Source organism: Cribrihabitans marinus, assembly GCF_900109035.1.
Classification (GTDB): Bacteria; Pseudomonadota; Alphaproteobacteria; order Rhodobacterales; family Rhodobacteraceae; genus Cribrihabitans; species Cribrihabitans marinus.
The window spans coordinates 149,534-166,752 of the sequence record NZ_FNYD01000006.1; the positions used below are offsets into that span (position 1 = coordinate 149,534).

The window sequence follows — 17,219 nt, forward strand, 5'->3', positions numbered from 1 at the left end:
GATCATAAGCTAACACTAAGACGATTGCAGTAAAGTTTGGAGGATTTTTGGTCGAATGGACTTTCCGGATCTCGACCGGTTCGACCGGAAGATACTGAGCATCCTGAGCGAGGAGGGCCGGATCTCGATTGCCGATCTGGCCCGCCGCATCGGCCTGTCTAAATCGCCCACCCAGGCGCGTCTGCGGCGGCTCGAGGCGGATGGCGTGATCTCGGGCTACCGTGCGCTGGTCGATCCGATCCGGCTGGGCCTCGATCACGTCGTCTTTGTCGAGGTGCGGCTGGCCGATACCCGCGAAAGGGCGCTGGCCGAGTTCAACGCCGCCGTGCGTCGCTGTGGCGAGATCGAGCAGGCCCACATGATCGCGTCCAATTTCGACTATCTGCTCAAGATTCGCACCCGGTCGATGGCCGAATACCGCACCGTCCTGGCCGAACAGATCTCGACCCTGCCGCATGTCGCCAGCACCTCGACTTTCGTGGCGATGGAGGCGGTCAAGGAGGCCGGGCTCCTGGGTCCGCTCGAAGTTGTGAGTTGACGCGGCTCGTCAGGGCGTCAGCATCGGGCCATGCGACCCGCAATATCAGCAATTCTGGCTCTGCTGCTCGGCGCGTCTGCGGCTGTGGCCCAGACCTGCCCACCGGCGCCGGATCATTCCGAGGCGCTTGATGCCCTGATCGAAGAGGCCCGCGCCGCCGAGACCGAGGCGCGCGGGCAGGCGCTGTCGAACAAGATGTGGGAGCTGTGGGCCGATGCCCCGGACGAACCGGCGCAGGCGATCCTGGACCGGGGCATGGCGCGGCGGTCGGGATGGGATCTGGCCGGGGCGCTGGCCGATTTCAACCGGCTGATCGCATACTGCCCCGATTATGCCGAGGGCTACAACCAGCGCGCCTTCGTGAATTTCCTGCGCCAGGACTATGCTGCTGCTGTGGTGGATCTGGAGCGCACGCTCGACCTGTCACCGCGCCACGTGGCGGCGATCAGCGGCCTTGCGCTCACCCTCATGGCATTGGGGCGTACCGACGAGGCGCGCGAGACCCTGGCCCGCGCGCTGGCGCTGAACCCCTGGATCCCCGAACGCGGCCTCGCGGCGCCGGGCGGCCCCCTGGCCCCCGTGGGCCGCGAGCTGTGACGCCGGCGCGATAGGCCGTTGAGCTTTGCCGCCCCGCGCGGTAGGTCGGTCAGGAAGCGGGCGTGATGGAATGGTAGACATATCGGACTTAAAATCCGAAGGGCCTGGTCCCGTGTGGGTTCGAGTCCCACCGCCCGCACCATACAAGCCACATAAGCGACTGATATAGCAATTAAAAAAATGGGACGCATTACTGCGCCCCACACTCTGCCCCACACATTGCCGGCTATACCCTGCTAGGCGGGCTCGCCCTCGAACTTGTGGATTGCCAGCCGACCGGCCTGCCCCATCCAGTAGACTTTCGACCGTGACAGGCTGTAGAGGCGCGGGACCTCCGGCAAGCGCAAGGACCATTGCCAAGGTCAAGAAGACCAAAACGGCACCGTCCACTGTGATCTGTCGAAGGAAGTAAGCGACGGGGCCAAGTTCCGTAGAACTTCGATCAGCACCAATGGCGCCTACAGTTTGGAAGACAACCCCGCCGACATCAAAATAGTGTTGCAGGGTGAAACTGGCAATCAGACGAGCCAGAAGTTCAACGACGCGTAGTATGCCGCGCTGGCCGAAGATCCCCAGACCATGCTGACCGATGCCGGGCGGGCCGGGAAGGTGACGGCCAAGGTCGTGCGCAAGATCGAGCGGGCATCCGAGGGCGCCGAGAGTGTCTATCGCCAGGGGCGCGGCGCCGTCGAGGTTTGCGCCGACGCATCGGAGGGCACGACGGGCACCCTGCGGCACGAGTTTGTTCACGCCCCCGCGGGTCAGCGCCTATTGGGGCCGGGAATATGGCCTGTTCACCAAGGCGGAATGGCAAGTGCAGGTGCGCGAGGCGTGCAAGGACAAGGCCGCGTTCGACGCCCTGCGCGAGCAGTATCCCGAGTGTTCCAACGGCGCGCTGATGGAGGAAGCGGTGGCGGAAATGTATCGCCGCTAGCGCGAGGGCAACGGGCCGGGCGGCGCCGTCGAGGGTGCGCTTGGCAAGATCCGGGCGTTCTTCGAAGCCCTTGCCAACGCCTTCCGGGGCCGCGGCTTCCAGTCGGCGGCCCGCACCATGCAGCAGATCGCGGATGGCGGCGTTGGCGGCCGGGGCGACCCGAACCCCAGCGGGCCAGGCGGTGGCTTCAAGGCCAGGAGAAAGGCCAAGCAGGGCTGGCAGGACGAGTTGCGCGCGTTGCTCGACGGGAAGATCGAGCCCCACCAGAGCTTGAGCCTGGGCGCGGTTCCCGAAATCTTCCGCGCATTTGGCGGCAAGGGGCGCGATCTGGTGATGCAGGCCAGCAAACTGCGGAAGGTCATGCGCGAACGCGCCAACCTGTCGACTGACACGATTGCAAACCTGCCCGACATGATCGCAAACCCGTTCATGGCGATCAATCAGCACGGCGGGGATCGCACCGGAGACCTACTGTTGGTCACGGATCACCTGACCAAAGACGGTGAGGTCGTTGTCGTTGCCATCAAGCGTTCCGGCAAGACCGACAAGGATGCGGCGGCATCAGTCGTTGTAACGTTCTATGGCAAGGAGAAGTTTGACGACATGGTTCTGACCGCGCAAGAACGCGGCCAGATCATGTATCTCAGTGGAGAGCGCGCAGGCTCGGGATATGAACATACCGGGGCCAATTCCCTTAACGCTCCGCTAAGCGGCACCCTTCAACGCCTCCGCGCAAGCAGCAAGATACGCACTCCGCGATCCGTTTTCAAGGGCGGCCAGACCCCCGGCGGCGACCCGGAAATGCGCGCTCCGAAGCGCCAGAACCCCGGCCTTGAGGCCGCATCCAGCGTGACCGCCGAGAGCGCAAAGCAGCTCATGAGCGACGTGCTGACGCAGGTTATGGCCGGCAAGAGCGGGGTGAATATCCTCGCCCTGACGCCCGGCCGCGCGCTGATGAACGAGCTTGGCGGCAAGATGCCCAGCGTGAAGAAGTATCTGCGCCTGAAAGAGCAGATGGACACTCTGCACAATGAGCATCACGCCAAGACCGACAAGCTGGCCCAGGAGTGGCGGGAGATCCTGACGAAAGACCACGACGCCAACAAGCGCCTGATGGATCTCATGCACGACAGGACCATCGAGGGCCAAGACCCGTCCAAGCCTTTCATGCCGGTGGCGGAGCCGCGCAACCCCGATCTTGTCGCCAAGTATGGCCTGCGGTCCAAGACCGGGTGGGCGGCCAAGACGTGAATTGACCGCGACGCGGATCAGTGGTCGATGCTGTCTCTTTCTGGCGCACGTTGCGGTGCGTGCGAAGCTGCCCGCCCTATACCTTGGTGCACAATCGATCCAAAAACTGACAGAGCGCTCCTGCCCGACAAGTTGCAAAATGCAACATGTTGTAATTACCTTCTTGGTCTGCATAACCTCCGCGCCGAGGGTTCAATCTTTGGTTTGAGCTTTCAGGCGTGTCAGGTTTCGTCCGGCTGTTAGCCTTTCACGTGTCCTTGAAAAATGGCCGCCACGGTTTGTCGTCACACCGGCCCCAAAGTTACGGCTATGATCCGGGGACCTTGACCCACCCCGTGCTGGAATCGACTCCTTCTGGACCAGCACAGAAGCGCGACTACGGAACCCACCGGCAACTGGACTTGTGACGTACAGTGAAGGTTGATCGGGGACCTCCCAGGGCAATTCGCTCTGGGTGGGGCAGGAGAATAGCCTGCGGGGAAGCGGCTGGCCACCGAGAAAAGGCATCGCGTGGATACGGATCAAGAAGGGCCTTCCCCTGCATGCGGGGGAAGGAGCGGGTACCGTCTATTGACATTTTATTTGGTCATCGCGTTGCGTATTTTGGTCGAAATATTTCGGTTGCTCAAAACTGCCCAGGCAATTCGGATGCCAGCAACAAAGCTTAGATTGGCCTGCCTTTGCTTTGAGTGCTGGCCGCTCCTGCTTCGAATGGATTGTTTTGCTAGGCCGCACGGCTCTAGTCTTTGAGATTTCCGAGCTTCGCATGTGACCGGATGGGCCGTCATGATGGGCCGTCATACTGCTGTGCCGGGCTCACGCGTCCTGATCTTGGCTGTCAGAACCCAGAGCTACCTGCGCCCACCCGAGCCAAGCTTTACGTTGTTCTGGATTCAAGGAGCGAAACGCCATGAGCAGCATCTTCTCGTCGTCTTGATCCGGAGCGCTGAAATCGACCAGTTCAACCGGATCGACCTCTAAGGCAGCCGCGATCATCTCTTGCTTCTTTGCCGTGAGGTTTCGCGCGCCGCTTTCTATCTGTGCAAGATAGGGACGTGACAGATCTATCAGGCCGGCCAGTTCTTCCTGGCTCATGCCCTTCCTTTTTCGGATCTCTTTGATGCGCACTCTCACAAACAGCCACCATTTTCGCAAGCCAAGAAGCGGCTACATGTTCCACTGACATCTGAATTAGCAGTATTCGCCGGTCGCTTGCTAGACTCAAGTTGTGCGCCATAAACCTGATGCAAATTCGCCGCCACAATCCTCTTCCGGCGCTAATCGTCTGCGTCACCTTCACGCATCGCTAAGCCCGCTGGCTGTCCCCTGTCTCCGCCACGCCGACCGCATCGCCCAGGAGCGCGGTGCCTTCGCGGCGGATGATTTGGAGCAGGTCTTTCATGGTTATCTCCGTCTTGCTTACCCCCAACCTATTGCTAAAAGTTGCGGCTTGCAACAGGGCAATTGAGGATTTCAGGCAAGAATTTTTTAACCGAAACAACCTGTGCGGATTTCCGCACAAAATCGCTATCTCGCAATTATCGCTCAATTATCGACGCGATAACTCAGCGGTAATTTCACGGTAATTTGGCGATAATCGAGGCCGGGTGTAATAAAATCAACGACTTAACTACATCCACGGATTAACCAACCATAACCAGAGTCATATAGAGGTGGTGGTGGAGCGCGCGCACGCGCGCGCGAGGCGAGGTCAAAAATTATGATTGTTGCTTCCTGCACCATGTATCAGTTAGGGTGTTGGGCAAGAGACGGCGCAAGACGCTTCCGACAGGCACCATGAGCAGCAACCCCGACAACCCCGCCACGGCGAACACGGACTGGCTCGACAAGCACGGCTTGAGCGACCGGCAACGGCTGTTCGTCCTCGCCTACCTCGACACCCCCAACGCCACCCAGAGCGCCGAGAAGGCAGGCTATCGGCACGGCAAGACCCAAGGTCCGAGGCTGTTGGACAATGTTGGAGTTCGCAACGCCATCAAGGAAGGCCGGGCGATGATCGAGCAGAAGCTCATGCTCGACGCCGAGGGCATCGCCCGGATGTGGGCCGACATTGCCACCGCAGACCCCAACGAGCTGACACAGCACATCCACGCCCCCTGCCGCTTCTGCTGGGGCCAGGGGCACGAATACCAGTGGAAAACCGAGCGCGAGTTCCGCGAGACGAAAGCCCGCAAGGTGTTCGACCTGTTCAGCGACGACGATCTGCGAGAGGCCGAAATGGCCGGGACCATCGAAGATCCCCGCATCCCCGACGACGCTGGCGGCTATGGCTACCGCCTCACCGACGATCCCAACCCCGACTGCCCCGAGTGTTCCGGCCTCGGCATCGAGGTCTCCCGCATGTCGGACACACGCAAGCTCAAGGGCGGCGCCAAGCTGCTGTTCGACGGCGGGAAGATCAGCAGGCTGCAAATGGTAGCTCATTTCAGTGTTCGATTTTCGGAGGGCAGCTTAACAATCCATTCGTGAAGCAATTGGACGCACCTGCAAGGCTCCCTTTCGAGCTTCTGTGGCGGTATGTTCGCTGTATACGGTGCCGGTCTCAAAATGTCGCTCTCAACCGAAGACCGACCACCGTGACCGTTGTTTCATTGGGGTTCGCGATCGGGTTCTTGATCATCTGGATCGATGGCGTGATGGCGATGTTGTCCAGCAGTTGAAACCGATAGTACAGTTCTCCGGTCACCTGTTCCTGGAAGCTGCTGTTGGACGGCTTACCCCAGGCCAGCCCGATCCCCAGAACGTCACGCGCCTTGCTGGCGGTTGTGTCGAAGGCAAAACTGGTCCCGATGGCAACGTCCTTCTTGAACAGCGCCGCGCCGCCCTTCGACACGCCGGCAAACAGGAAAGGCATCATTCTGTCGCCGAACATGAGCTTGCTGGCTACGAAGTTGGCGCCATAGCTCTCTGGCACAGATGCCTCGACCCGTTCATCTTGATGCCAAAGCTGCAGGCGCACTTGGTCCCAGCGGGCACGTTCTGGTGTCGTGAGGTAGTACCGCACCTCTGCTGATTTGAGGAACTCGCTCTGTTTGATCGTGTCGAACGGATTGCCTGTGGTCTTGGCATTGGCGTCGTGGATGCCTGCAACGGCCACCAATCGGGGCGTCAACTCGTAGCCAAGCCCAAACCCGAAGCCCCGGCCGGGAAATGCACGCGTGTTGCTGGCCTGAACGGCTGTGTTCTGAAACCCGCGTTTCGGAGAGGACAGGGCGTGCGCACCGTACCAGCCCACGGCGCTGATCTTGCCAATGACGAACTTCAGCCGCCCGTTCATTAGTGACTGCCGCCAGGCTAGTTCAGACAGGTTGGCTTCCGAATAATCGCTGAATCCGGTTCCGACCAACGTACCACTGCCGAACTGGTTGCCCAGTTTCGATGGCGGAATTGCAGTACCCAGCGTTGAACGGTTCTCGATCCTGAAGGTCAGGCGGCCCGTGTTCTTGGTTCCACGCCCGATCAGTGTCCAAGACCCATTGATCTCGGCCCGGCCGGCTGCCGCCTTCGTCTCTCCTGTTGAATTGTCGGAACGCTGATGCAGGGTCTGCAGGCTGAAATTGAGCTTCAGGCCATACTTGTCGTTCCAGCGCCGTTTCGCATCGAACCAGGGTTTCAGAGGTTTGCCTGGTATTCGAACGGCGGCGCCGGCGCTGATGTCGTCCTGATGAATGTCCTCGGTGACACTGTCGCCGCCTTCCAGTGACGGAGTGGGGCCATATCCCGACTGGGATTGAGCCAGGGCCCCGGTCCCGTTCAGCGCAAGGCAAAGCACACTGGCGACCGCCGCCATGTGGCGGCCAGGCAATCTGTGCCGAACTTTCATCCGACGGCTGAATAACCTGGCAGATACCTGAAATGGGGATGTTGTCAGGCCCACTGCCATCTTCAATCTGCGGCCTCCAGAGAGTAGTACTGGTGCAGGTCATCGCCGACCATTTTGTTGGGCTGGTCGCCCTTCTGAACGATCACCATCTCGGAGTCGAGAACCCTGCTGCGGAAGCTCCAACCGTCAGCGGGCTGCAATTGGTCGGCAAGGTTTTGTGGGTCAGCGTCCTTCACTTGCGCTCCATAGGCGTTCAGCACATAGGCGTTGCCGTCGGCATCAACTAGTTCATAGACCGCCTTGCCCGCGTGGTAGACCATCTTTTGCTCTTTCATGGTCACGTAAGGCGCGTAAGGGTCGGCACCTTCGCCCGAACCAAGCGAGGCCACTGGCAACGAAGCGGCAAACCGGGCCTCGATCTCGCCGAACTTCTTGGTTTCGCCCAAGCCTAGGGTCTGTTCGTCCATGATCCAGTATTTCGGTCCGTTCAGCTGCGCTGCCTTGACCCCGTGTTCCCTGGCTATTTCAGTCGGATCGAGCTTCCCAAACGCATCCAGGTCGCATTCGCCGTTGGCCGATGTGTTGTAGATCGTGACCTCGGTGTCGGAAATCAACAGGAACTCGCAAAACACCATTCCGCGAATATCGGAAAGTGTGACGCTTTCGATCTGGTGCTGGTCATCGGCCTGCGCGGTGCAAGCCAGTGCCACGGCGGCCAGAGTGCCGCCAAGAAATGTGCGGGTGGTCATAGTCATTTTCTCCTCGGTTCGCATCGCAGTTCAGCAATCGCCGTCGCCACAATTGCGTACTGCCACCCCGGCCCAGCCCGTAGCACCAGGTCCGCGTCTGCCGACGCCCACGCCGTGATACACCGCACCGACACCGCCGCCGGGCCCAAACGTGTCGATAAACAGTGAAGAGGCACCGCCGCTTTTGGGCATCGTACCATCCACGGTCTTGTAGCTGTAGACTAGGTCGTCCCCATCCAGAACCGGCGCGGACAGCTCGATCACGACGAGATTGTTTTCTTCGCTCTTGTCCCCGTATTCGGACAAAACCGCATTGGGCGGATTTTCGGCGAAACTGTCTTCGCCCTTGCTCCACCCGGTGACAAACTTGTCCAGGTGGATGTGCCCGGCAACCCTGTTCGGGCGATCGGAGAAATAGACGGTCTGTTCACCGACATCGATCATCCGCAGGTGCTGAGCGTCGGACTTCATGCTGGCAGATGTCTGAACGAACAGAAGTGTGAGGTCTTCGTGCTGGTCCGCGACTGCCATCGTTGAAGAAATCGAAAGGGCAGTTGCGACCAGCGTTCCCATCAATCCGGTGTGAGTGTGCGGCAACAAAAAATTCCTAGATATGAGGGCAATCAATGACAGTCGACGAGCGCTTACGAGCTCGCCAGCTCCTTGTTGCAAGCACGCGTCGCTTCAATCGCGTCCTTGGTGCCCGTCAGGTCGACGACAAACAGTCCTTCCATTTCGGGGAATGCGATCAGAACCTGGCCGTTGGCAATGGCATCCACAAATTCGGGGCTCTGGGTCAGAGCGTATCCGCCTGTATAATCGCCGCGCAACTTCTTGCTCTTGATGCCGTAGGACTTGCCGACAAACGCATTGCCGTCGACGATCACAGCGACTTCTTGCGATGCGGGGATCTTGACGTCGGCTTGCGTGAACACGCCAATATATCCGTATTGGTGGTCCTTGGTCAGACCCATCTGAAATACGTTGCCGACGTCATCCACGCTCTCTGCAAGACACGTCTTGGTGCTGGCATCGGCATAAACCGTCCAGAGATCCATTTCCTTGTAGATCGTGAAAGCATCCGAGCTTGACGGAATTGGGCTGTTGGAGTCGGCAAAGGCGGACGTTGCGGCGATAAGGGAGGCGCCGACGGCGGCGAAGATGGTTGAAGGTTTCATGTTGGTCCTTTGGATGTCTGAAAGCTGGATTTCGGGTAGGACTTCATTGCGATCGTTGCGGCATCGGTTGCAGGACGATGAACCCTTCGTCCCACATGTAGTAAAACCGGCCGCCAAATCCGGGCGATAGCAGGGTGTTAAAATTCATCGGCTCGAGAAAATCTGATTCCGCCAGCAACCGGCCGGTCTTAGCATCAAGCCAGATTGCCTGCTGCTTGTAGGGCGGGGTCGAAGTTTGCATCAGCGCCTGTTGGGTGACACTCGGCTCGGCGCGTGCAGTTCCGAGCACGCGGCGGTTCTTTGGTCCGTACAGGGCCTGCAACGCGGTCGTCGCGCCGTCGATGGTCCAGGCGACGGTCATTTCACCCGTTTCCCGGTCGAAATTGATGCCGCCGATTTTCATCATGTTCTGGTCGGTCGAGAACACCATGTCGTTTTCCGCGTCCACGGCCGCTTTGGGCGGCGCCCAGCTCATCCCCGTCGGCAATTCCGTCCCAAATGGATAAACTCGCGTGATCTTGGTCGAGTCATGCTGGCTTATCCCGACCATGGCGGAGGCCGCCTTGTTTGTCGGCAAGCCGTTCACCTGCACAACCATCCAGTCCCCAAGCACGCCCGGGGCGTCACCGGATGTCTGTCCCGGCTCGAGGTAGCTGTCGGTCGACCACGATTCATCCAGCGTTAGCTGCAGTGTTTCCGGATCCCAGATTACCCGGAAAAATGTCTTGATCGCCGGGGCGTAGATCATGATCTTGCCGTCGAAAGTCGTGATTGAGTGCGGTGTCACGGCGTTTTCCGGCAGATCGACGCTGTCATGGATCTCGAACGTGTCGGGGTTGATCGCGTGGATCGTCGATCCCGGCGAGGCGTCGGCCCCTCCAGGGCACTGAAAGGCCGCCAGCGTGCCCTGGATGTTGCAGGGCGTGGCACGGGTCTGGTTCTTGACGATCAGAGTCCCGTCCGGCGCAATGGTGAGGTGCTTGAAGTTGCTTCCTTCGGGCGGCGCGCCGGCGGGCAGGGCGACATGCTGGATGATCCGCCCCGTGTCGCCGTCAAGTTTCACCAGATGGTTGCCGAAGGCGATGGGAATGTTGCCATCGGGCAGGATGTTGAGGTTTGCGGCCCCGACCCAAACGCCGGAGACGTTGCCGTTCTCCAGAACGGTCCGCCAGATTTCCTTGCCAGTGGTCGCGTCGACTTTGGCCACCCACGGCCCAACCGGCACGACACCTTGTGCTGGCGGGTTGTTGCCCCCGGTCAAGTAGAGTTCACCCGGATGACGGTTGTTCATGAACAAAACACCCTGGTACTCGCCAGCAGCACGCCAGGCATAAACATCGTTTGGCCCGTCCCAATCGCCCAGAAAGCTGGCGCAAGGATAAAGCTGGCTTCGAGCGCTGTCGGCCACCTCGGCGCCGTTCATCGACTTGAAATAGCCCGGCGTATCTAGGCCCTGAACGCAATCCCACTCCTCCATGATCCGCTCCAGGTCCCCGGGCATCGGGCCGTTCGTCTTGGCAAACCCATCCTCGGCCAAAGCGGCGGTTGCGATGGTCTGGGATAGGATGACGGTCAGAAGAGTCGTTCGCATTTGCATTCCTAAAATCTGAGGTGCCACGCGGCGGTCCGCGCGACTTTTTTCTATTCTTCAGATTATAGAAACGGTTGCAGTGCACGCATTTTACCTTGCGCGCCAAAAACTTGGTATGCCCCTAAAAGCGAGGATCGTCAGCCAATTGTGAGGGCGTCAAACCCGTCAGCCGTCGAACCGCGCGGGTCAGGGCCGATTGCGCGGAGTATCCCAGCCGTTCCGACAGATCGGTCAGAGACACATCTCCTTCGTTGAGGTGGGCCAAGGCCAGTTCACGCCGAACGAGATCGAGCTGTTCGGAATAGCTCGTACCCTCGTCGCTCAAACGTCGCTGCAAGCTGCGGACGCTGCCGCCAAAAGCCCGCGCGATCCGCTCAATCGTCGGTTCGCCGCCGTGCAGCATGGCCGCGATCACGGGCCGGATCGAAGCAGCCAGGCTGCGGTCTTCGGTCAAAGGTTGAATTTGTCCGACCCGGGGATTGGCGGTACGATCCCGAGCTACGGCCTGGAACGGGACCTGCGCCACTGACAAGTCGATACTGACGTTCAACACACCTGACTTGGATGGCAAAAGGCGGTCTGAAAACGTCTTCGAGATATGTGCCAGGCCGGCTTTGGGATGCGGCATCATCTCGACGCGGCGCAGTAGAGGCGACTGCAGTCCTGTAAAGCGCATGAGTTGCTGCAGCATCGAGATCAACAGCACATGCACCGCGTGAGTGCTTTCGTCATCGACCTGGAAGGCAAGGGTGTGGTGAATATGAACCTGATCTTCCTCGATACTGACTCGAAAGGTTTCGTGGCTGGAATGCATGGGCATCGCATGACTCAGCCGTTGCAAGGCCTCAAGCGGGTTTCGCGCACCAAGCGCAACACCCCCAATAAACCCCAGTTCCACGACGCTGGCCTGGTTGACGATCTTCATACCAATATCCGGCCCGAAATCCCGCGCGAGTGCTCGTAACAGCTCAATCCCGTTTCGCAAGGGGATCGGTTCGAACGGAGATAGCGCATACCAGTAGTCTAGATCGGCCTCCGCCAAATATGGCGAGGAACGACGGCGGTTTACTTCGATCCAGCGCACCAACGGGAGCACGTTTGCAGCTCGTATTAGGGGGATAGTCTTTACCAACGGCTTAAGATCTCACTCGCTCGATCAATATGAATTGCAAGAGTATCATTTTCCACTTGGCTGCCAAGCATTGGAATTGTTTCGAAGAACCAAGAAACACCACGCCAGAAGGGCCCTTGAGCGCCGTTATCTACTTGGTGGGGTCTCTTTAGGGAAGCTTGAGATACCGCATCGCGAAAGCCTCGCCGCGTCATTGGGCAACTAGCCACGGTGTTGTCAGGTCCGGAGACCTTGAATGGTCTGCTCACCCGGGCTCCCGGGTCCTGACTGGGATTTCAGCCCCCAATGCCCCTACACGCCCAGCCTCGCCGTTCTCGCAGCCTCGCAGGCTACCCGCGCAGCTTGACCACCTTCGACTCCGACGACTCCGACTGCGTGACGTAATCCCCCCATTTCTGCATGAGGATGCGGCGCTGATCGAGAAGATCGGAGCGGGCATAGGAACGTTCGACTTTGTTGCCGATGGTGTGGGCGAGGGCGGTTTCCGCCACTTCCCAAGATCCGGCTTCGGTGTCCTGCACCCACGTTCGGAAGGACGTTCGGAAACCATGCATCCTGCCGCTTTCGCCTAGCGCGTTGAGCGCCTTCGTCATGGCCACGTCAGACACCCCGCTCTGGGCGCGAGGGCTCGGGAACAGGTAATCGTTGCGCGCATTCGAGCGGCAGGCATCGACAACCTCTTGAGCCGCCGTAGACAGGGGGATGCGGAAGTCACTCACCTTGCCGCGTAGCCCCTTCATGCGCTCTGCCGGGATCGTCCACACGTCGCCGTCTATCTCATCGAAGCGCGCCCCGCGGATCGGCATACCCCGTGCGGCGGTCAGGATCGTGAAGCGCAGCGCCAAATAGGACGGGTGCGGTTGATCGAGCCGCGCGAACAGGTCGGGAATGTCCTGCCAGGGCGTCGACCTGATCGGCTGTTGCTGGTAGGCGACATGCCCGAGCATGTGCCGGGCGGCATCGCAGACAAACGGATCGACGGAATAGCCCATCAGCCGGGCCATTTCGAACACCTTGCGCGCCCGATAGAGCGCCTTGTCTGCTGTCTCATGCTTCGTGCGCCAGATAGGCGCCAGCGTATCGTGTATGTCGCGCTGATGTATGGTGCTGATCGGCCGCCGGCCTATCTTCGGGATCACATGGATCTTGAGCGGTGACAGCCACCGGCCAGACCTGCCGTCGCCTTTCAGCCGCCCCTTGATTGCTTCGAAAACGATCCCGGTCACTTCCTCGAATGAGGGGTCGTCGCGGCCATGCTCGACTATCGCGGCTTCCTGTTCGCGCTGCCGCTCGCTGATGGGATCAAGGCCGCGCTCCAAGGCTTCCGCCCACCGGGCGCGCTGCTTGCGGGCCTCGGCCAGCGGCATGTCTGGGAATGACCCGATCCCCATATCCCGGCGCCGGCCTTGGAACTGGTAGCGATAGGTCCAGCGCCCGCCGCCGGCAGATCGCCTCAGAATCAAGCCCCCGCCATCTTGCAGGACGCTGCCCGCGCTTGAGCTCTTGATCTGTGCTGCCGTCAGCTTATTGATGCCCCGTGCCATTTCCGCCCCACATTCTGCCCCACACTCGCTGCCCGGTATTTTGCAACACCGTGACACAATCTGATACTGACGAGGTTTGCAGGATGCAACAATTAAAGGGTGTTCGAGCAATATGCTACACGTAGCAACTGCTACAAGGTTCACACCGCCCGCACCATCCTGAAACTGGAAACACCTCCAACAGTCCCGGGTGCCGAATGGGTTGCCCCAATTGGCCGGCAATTCGTTGCGCTTTGCGAAAACGCGTTTCTGGTCTAGGCTATAGAGCGATTTGAACGGTCAAATCCGCACCTTACATCTGGGGGAGGTGCCTATTGCGACACGGATTTTTTCTGCCCGCGCTTTTGGTCGCGCTGGCGCTTCAGGGCCAGACTGCCCTTTCGGAGCCCTTGCGGGATGCCGTTCGGAGGGCCCTGGGCACGAACCCGGCGCTCAAGGCGTCGAGCGCCGAGATGCAGGCCAGCGCCTACGAGATGCTGCAGACGCAGGAGGAATTCCTGCCCACCGTGGAACTTTATGGCGAGCTTGGCCTGCAGCGGGTGGACGATCCGGCCTTTCTGCCCGACGCCGACAACGACATCAGCCAGACCCGCAGCCAGATCGGGCTGAACGCCCGGCTGGTACTCTTCGACGGGTTCCGCCGCGCCAACCTGGTCTATGCCCGGGCCGCCCGGCTGGACGGGAACATCTTTCGACTGCTTGATGCGTCCGAGACGATGGCCCTGAACGCCACCGAGGCCTATATCGACGTGGTACGCCACCGCAGCCTTCTGGGCGTCGCGCGCCGCAACCTGGCCCAGCATCGCGAGATCGAAACCCGCGTGCGGGCGCTGGTCGACGGTGGTCGTCTGCCGAATTCCGACCTGTTGACGATCCAGGACCGGGTCGAGGCCGCGTCACTGGCGATCAATGACGTGGAACGCGCGCTGCGCGATGCCGATGCGCGCTATGAGCGGGTGATCGGCGTACCGCCCGGCGGCGGCATGGCGATCCGGTCAGCGCAGGTGCCGCCCTCGCTGAACACGCTGACCCAAGCCGCGATTGCCCGGAACTTCCGCGTCCTGCACGCCCAGACGAGGATCGACGAAAGCCGCTACAACCGCGATATCGTGTTGTCGGACAACCTGCCGCAACTGTCGCTGAACGCCGGCACCTCCTACGGGGTCAACCGAAACGGGCTGACCGGCGACCGCACCGACGCCTATATCGGGCTGGGCTTCAACTGGACGCTCTACCAGGGCGGCCGCAAGCCTGAGCGCAACCGCCTGGCCGAACTGCAATACCGGGCCGCGTATGAGCGCGACGTGGCGGTGCGCGCGGTGCGCGAACTGTCCGCGCAGGCCTGGAACACCTATGTCTCGACGGCGGATCGCGCGGCCATGCTGCGCCGGCAATTGCGCATCAACCGGCTGATCGTCGATGCCTATGCCGAAGAGTTCGACGCCGCGAAACGCACGCTTCTGGACCTGCTCGAGGTCGAGCGGGCGCGCTTCAACGTCGAATTCCAGAGCGTCAGCGCCGATGCCAGCCTCGCCTTCAGTACCTATCGCGCGCTGGCCGTGCAAAGCGCCCTGGCGCAGCATTTCGGCGTGGCCCGCAGCGACATGGCGCTTGAGCCCACGTTCCAGGCCCGCGCCAAGGCGTCGCGCGGCTTTGTCTTCGAAACCACGATCGAGCCCCTGAGATGAGCGAGGCCGGGCGCACAGCCGGCCCGGCGGTGCACCTGGCCGAGCCCGCGGGCGGCGCCGGCCCTCCGGACGTGCCGGCGGTGCTGGGCTGGTTCGCGCGGGAGTTCGACCGTCCCTTTTCGGCCGCCGCCGTGCTGGCGCGGCTGCCCGGCGGGCTCGAGGTCACCGACCTGGACGCGCTGGCGCGGATGCTGGGCACGATCGGGCTGCGCGCACGGATCGTGCTGCGCGACCCGGCCAGGCTGGACCCGGCGGTGCTGCCCTGCGTACTGGACCAGCGCGACGGCGGCCCGCTGATCCTGACCGGGCTCGACCGCAAGGCGGGACTGGCCGGCGTGACCGATCCCGAAACCGGCGTCGAGACCGAGATCCGCCTGCGCGACCTGCGCCGCCGGATCGCCACCGGCATCCTGCTGGTCACCCGCGACACCGGCGCGACCCGGGGCGCAAGCAGCGATGCCGCACGCGACCGGCACTGGTTCTGGGGGCCGGTGCGCGCCAATGCCGGCGGCTGGGCGCAGCTGTTCGTGGCCGCGCTGCTTTTGAACCTGCTCAGCCTGGCGCTGCCGCTCTTCGTGATGAATGTCTATGACAAGGTGATCCCCAACCTGGCCTTCGTCACCTTGTGGACGCTGGCTCTGGGCGTCGGGATCGCGCTGGCGCTGGACCTGGTGCTGCGCCTGATCCGGACCAGCCTGCTCGACCGGATCGGGCGGCGCGTGGACCTGGCCGTCGCGGCCTCGCTGTTTCGCCAGGCGATGGGCGCGCGGCTCTTGTCGCGGCCCGGCGGCGCGGCTGGCATCGCCGCCACGATCCGGGATTTCGAGACGGTGCGGGAATTCTTTGCCTCGGCCAGTTTCGTCGCGGTGATCGACCTGGCGTTCGTGGGCGTCTTCATCGCGGTGCTGTTCCTGATCGTCGGCCCGATTGCGCTGGTCCCGCTGCTGGCGTTGCCGGCGATCCTGGTGCTGGCCGGCATTGCCCAGATCCCCATCGCCCGCGCCGCGGGGCGGGCGCAGGAGATGTCGATGCGCCGCCAGACCGTGCTGGCGGAATCGCTGTCGGGCATCGAGACGGTCAAGAGTCTGGGTGCCGAACCGGTGATGCAGCGCGAATGGGAATCCGCCGTCGCGGCCTCGGCGCAGGTCGGCGGGCGGGTGCGGTTCTGGTCGGCTGTGGCCACCAATGGAACCATGCTGATCCAGCAGGGCGTGAGCGTGGCGATCATCGTCTGGGGCGTGTTCCTGGTCTCTGATGGCCGGATCACCATCGGCGGTCTGATCGCCGCCAACATCCTGGCCGCCCGCATCCTGGCGCCGATGGGCCTGATCGCCCAGACCCTGTTCCGTGCGCAATACGCCTTTATCTCGCTGGCCGCGCTGAACCGGTTCATGGCGCTGCCGGTCGACCAGCCCCGAACCGTGGCCCATGATCTGCGCCCGGGGCGCGGCGCGGTCGAGCTGCGCGATGTCACGCTGACCTTTCCCGACGCGCGCAGCCCTGCGCTGGACGGGCTCTCGCTGAGCGTGGAGCCCGGAGAGATCGTCGCCCTGCTGGGCAAGGTCGGGTCGGGCAAGAGCACCACCGGCAAGGTGATCGCGGGGCTGATCGCGCCCGACGCGGGCACGGTTCTGGTCGACGGCATCGCGCTGGATCAATACGACCCGGCCGAGTTGCGCGCCGGCATCGGCTATCTGCCGCAGGAGCCGGAGCTGTTCACCGGCACCTTGCGCGAGAACCTGGTCCTGGGCGCCCCCGGCGCCCCCGACGCGCGGGTGATGCGCGCACTCTATTTCGCCGGGCTGGACGAGACGGTCGCGGCGCTGCCCGACGGGCTGGATCACTACGTGGGCGAGCAGGGCGCACGCCTCTCGGGCGGGCAGCGGCAGGCGGTTGCGCTGGCGCGGCTCATCCTGCGCGCGCCGCGGCTGCTGTTCCTGGACGAGCCGACCAACGCCATGGACCAGGCGATGGAGGCCGGCGTGATCGCCCGCCTGCGCGAACTGAACGCCGGCGGCACCGGCCTGGTCATCTCGACGCACAGGCAGTCGCTGGCGGCCATCGCCGGGCGCCTGGTGGTGCTGGATCGCGGCCGCGCGGTGCTGGACGGTCCGCGCGCCGAGGTGCTGGCCCGGCTACAGGGGCAGGCGGCGGAACGGGTGCGGGGTTAGGC

The 17,219-nt window shown here is 62.0% G+C and carries 15 protein-coding genes and 1 tRNA gene; 8 read left to right on the top strand and 8 right to left on the bottom strand.

Features of this window, described 5'->3' with window-relative positions:
- The first annotated feature begins 55 nt into the window (after positions 1 to 55).
- The 5 genes from BMX57_RS11650 (at position 56) to BMX57_RS11670 (ending at position 3,320) form a co-directional block, all read left to right on the top strand.
- Complete coding sequence (locus BMX57_RS11650) at positions 56 to 538, top strand: Lrp/AsnC family transcriptional regulator (protein ID WP_092366884.1); 483 nt, start codon at positions 56 to 58, stop codon at positions 536 to 538.
- A gap of 30 nt (positions 539 to 568) precedes the next feature.
- On the top strand, positions 569 to 1,135 hold the full coding sequence (locus tag BMX57_RS11655) for a tetratricopeptide repeat protein (RefSeq protein WP_092366885.1): 567 nt from the start codon (positions 569 to 571) through the stop codon (positions 1,133 to 1,135).
- Positions 1,136 to 1,191: 56 nt separating this feature from the next.
- Positions 1,192 to 1,277 (top strand) — tRNA-Leu (locus tag BMX57_RS11660).
- Between the two features lie 600 nt (positions 1,278 to 1,877).
- Positions 1,878 to 2,069 (top strand): hypothetical protein, encoded by a 192-nt coding sequence (locus BMX57_RS11665; protein WP_092366887.1) that lies wholly within the window; start codon positions 1,878 to 1,880, stop codon positions 2,067 to 2,069.
- 117 nt (positions 2,070 to 2,186) lie between these two features.
- Positions 2,187 to 3,320 carry a MuF-C-terminal domain-containing protein gene (locus BMX57_RS11670; RefSeq protein WP_092366888.1) on the top strand — a complete coding sequence of 378 codons (1,134 nt, stop codon included), beginning with the start codon at positions 2,187 to 2,189 and terminating at the stop codon, positions 3,318 to 3,320.
- Positions 3,321 to 4,136: 816 nt separating this feature from the next.
- On the opposite strand, the gene BMX57_RS11675 is transcribed toward BMX57_RS11670, so the two are convergent.
- A complete protein-coding gene (locus BMX57_RS11675; RefSeq protein WP_308419739.1) occupies positions 4,137 to 4,454 on the bottom strand; it encodes a helix-turn-helix domain-containing protein in 318 nt (105 codons plus the stop codon).
- Between the two features lie 663 nt (positions 4,455 to 5,117).
- On the opposite strand from BMX57_RS11675, the gene BMX57_RS11680 reads away from it, so the two are divergent.
- Positions 5,118 to 5,810 (top strand): terminase small subunit, encoded by a 693-nt coding sequence (locus BMX57_RS11680; protein ID WP_092366890.1) that lies wholly within the window; start codon positions 5,118 to 5,120, stop codon positions 5,808 to 5,810.
- 73 nt (positions 5,811 to 5,883) lie between these two features.
- On the opposite strand, the gene BMX57_RS11685 is transcribed toward BMX57_RS11680, so the two are convergent.
- The 7 genes from BMX57_RS11685 to BMX57_RS11715 all read right to left on the bottom strand — a co-directional run bounded on the left by BMX57_RS11685 (position 5,884) and on the right by BMX57_RS11715 (position 13,358).
- Positions 5,884 to 7,131: a carbohydrate porin gene (locus BMX57_RS11685; protein ID WP_177175449.1), complete on the bottom strand. Its 1,248-nt coding sequence runs from the start codon at positions 7,129 to 7,131 to the stop codon at positions 5,884 to 5,886.
- 95 nt (positions 7,132 to 7,226) lie between these two features.
- On the bottom strand, positions 7,227 to 7,913 hold the full coding sequence (locus BMX57_RS11690; protein WP_092366894.1) for a hypothetical protein: 687 nt from the start codon (positions 7,911 to 7,913) through the stop codon (positions 7,227 to 7,229).
- Positions 7,914 to 7,943: 30 nt separating this feature from the next.
- A complete protein-coding gene (locus tag BMX57_RS11695; RefSeq protein ID WP_092366897.1) occupies positions 7,944 to 8,486 on the bottom strand; it encodes a hypothetical protein in 543 nt (180 codons plus the stop codon).
- A gap of 71 nt (positions 8,487 to 8,557) precedes the next feature.
- Complete coding sequence (locus BMX57_RS11700) at positions 8,558 to 9,091, bottom strand: hypothetical protein (RefSeq protein ID WP_092366900.1); 534 nt, start codon at positions 9,089 to 9,091, stop codon at positions 8,558 to 8,560.
- A gap of 43 nt (positions 9,092 to 9,134) precedes the next feature.
- The gene (locus BMX57_RS11705; RefSeq protein ID WP_092366902.1) at positions 9,135 to 10,682 is read right to left on the bottom strand and encodes an NHL repeat-containing protein; all 1,548 of its coding nucleotides are present in this window, start codon (positions 10,680 to 10,682) and stop codon (positions 9,135 to 9,137) included.
- A 121-nt stretch (positions 10,683 to 10,803) separates the two neighbouring features.
- The gene (locus tag BMX57_RS11710; protein ID WP_308419740.1) at positions 10,804 to 11,778 is read right to left on the bottom strand and encodes a helix-turn-helix domain-containing protein; all 975 of its coding nucleotides are present in this window, start codon (positions 11,776 to 11,778) and stop codon (positions 10,804 to 10,806) included.
- 365 nt (positions 11,779 to 12,143) lie between these two features.
- Positions 12,144 to 13,358 (bottom strand): tyrosine-type recombinase/integrase, encoded by a 1,215-nt coding sequence (locus BMX57_RS11715; protein WP_092366906.1) that lies wholly within the window; start codon positions 13,356 to 13,358, stop codon positions 12,144 to 12,146.
- A gap of 314 nt (positions 13,359 to 13,672) precedes the next feature.
- Between BMX57_RS11715 and BMX57_RS11720 the strand changes: the two genes are divergently transcribed.
- Positions 13,673 to 15,046, top strand: coding sequence for a TolC family protein (locus tag BMX57_RS11720; RefSeq protein WP_092366908.1), 1,374 nt, complete (start codon positions 13,673 to 13,675; stop codon positions 15,044 to 15,046).
- Positions 15,043 to 17,217 carry a type I secretion system permease/ATPase gene (locus BMX57_RS11725; RefSeq protein ID WP_092366912.1) on the top strand — a complete coding sequence of 725 codons (2,175 nt, stop codon included), beginning with the start codon at positions 15,043 to 15,045 and terminating at the stop codon, positions 17,215 to 17,217. The genes BMX57_RS11720 and BMX57_RS11725 overlap by 4 nt, the downstream gene beginning before the upstream one ends.
- Positions 17,218 to 17,219: the final 2 nt, after the last annotated feature.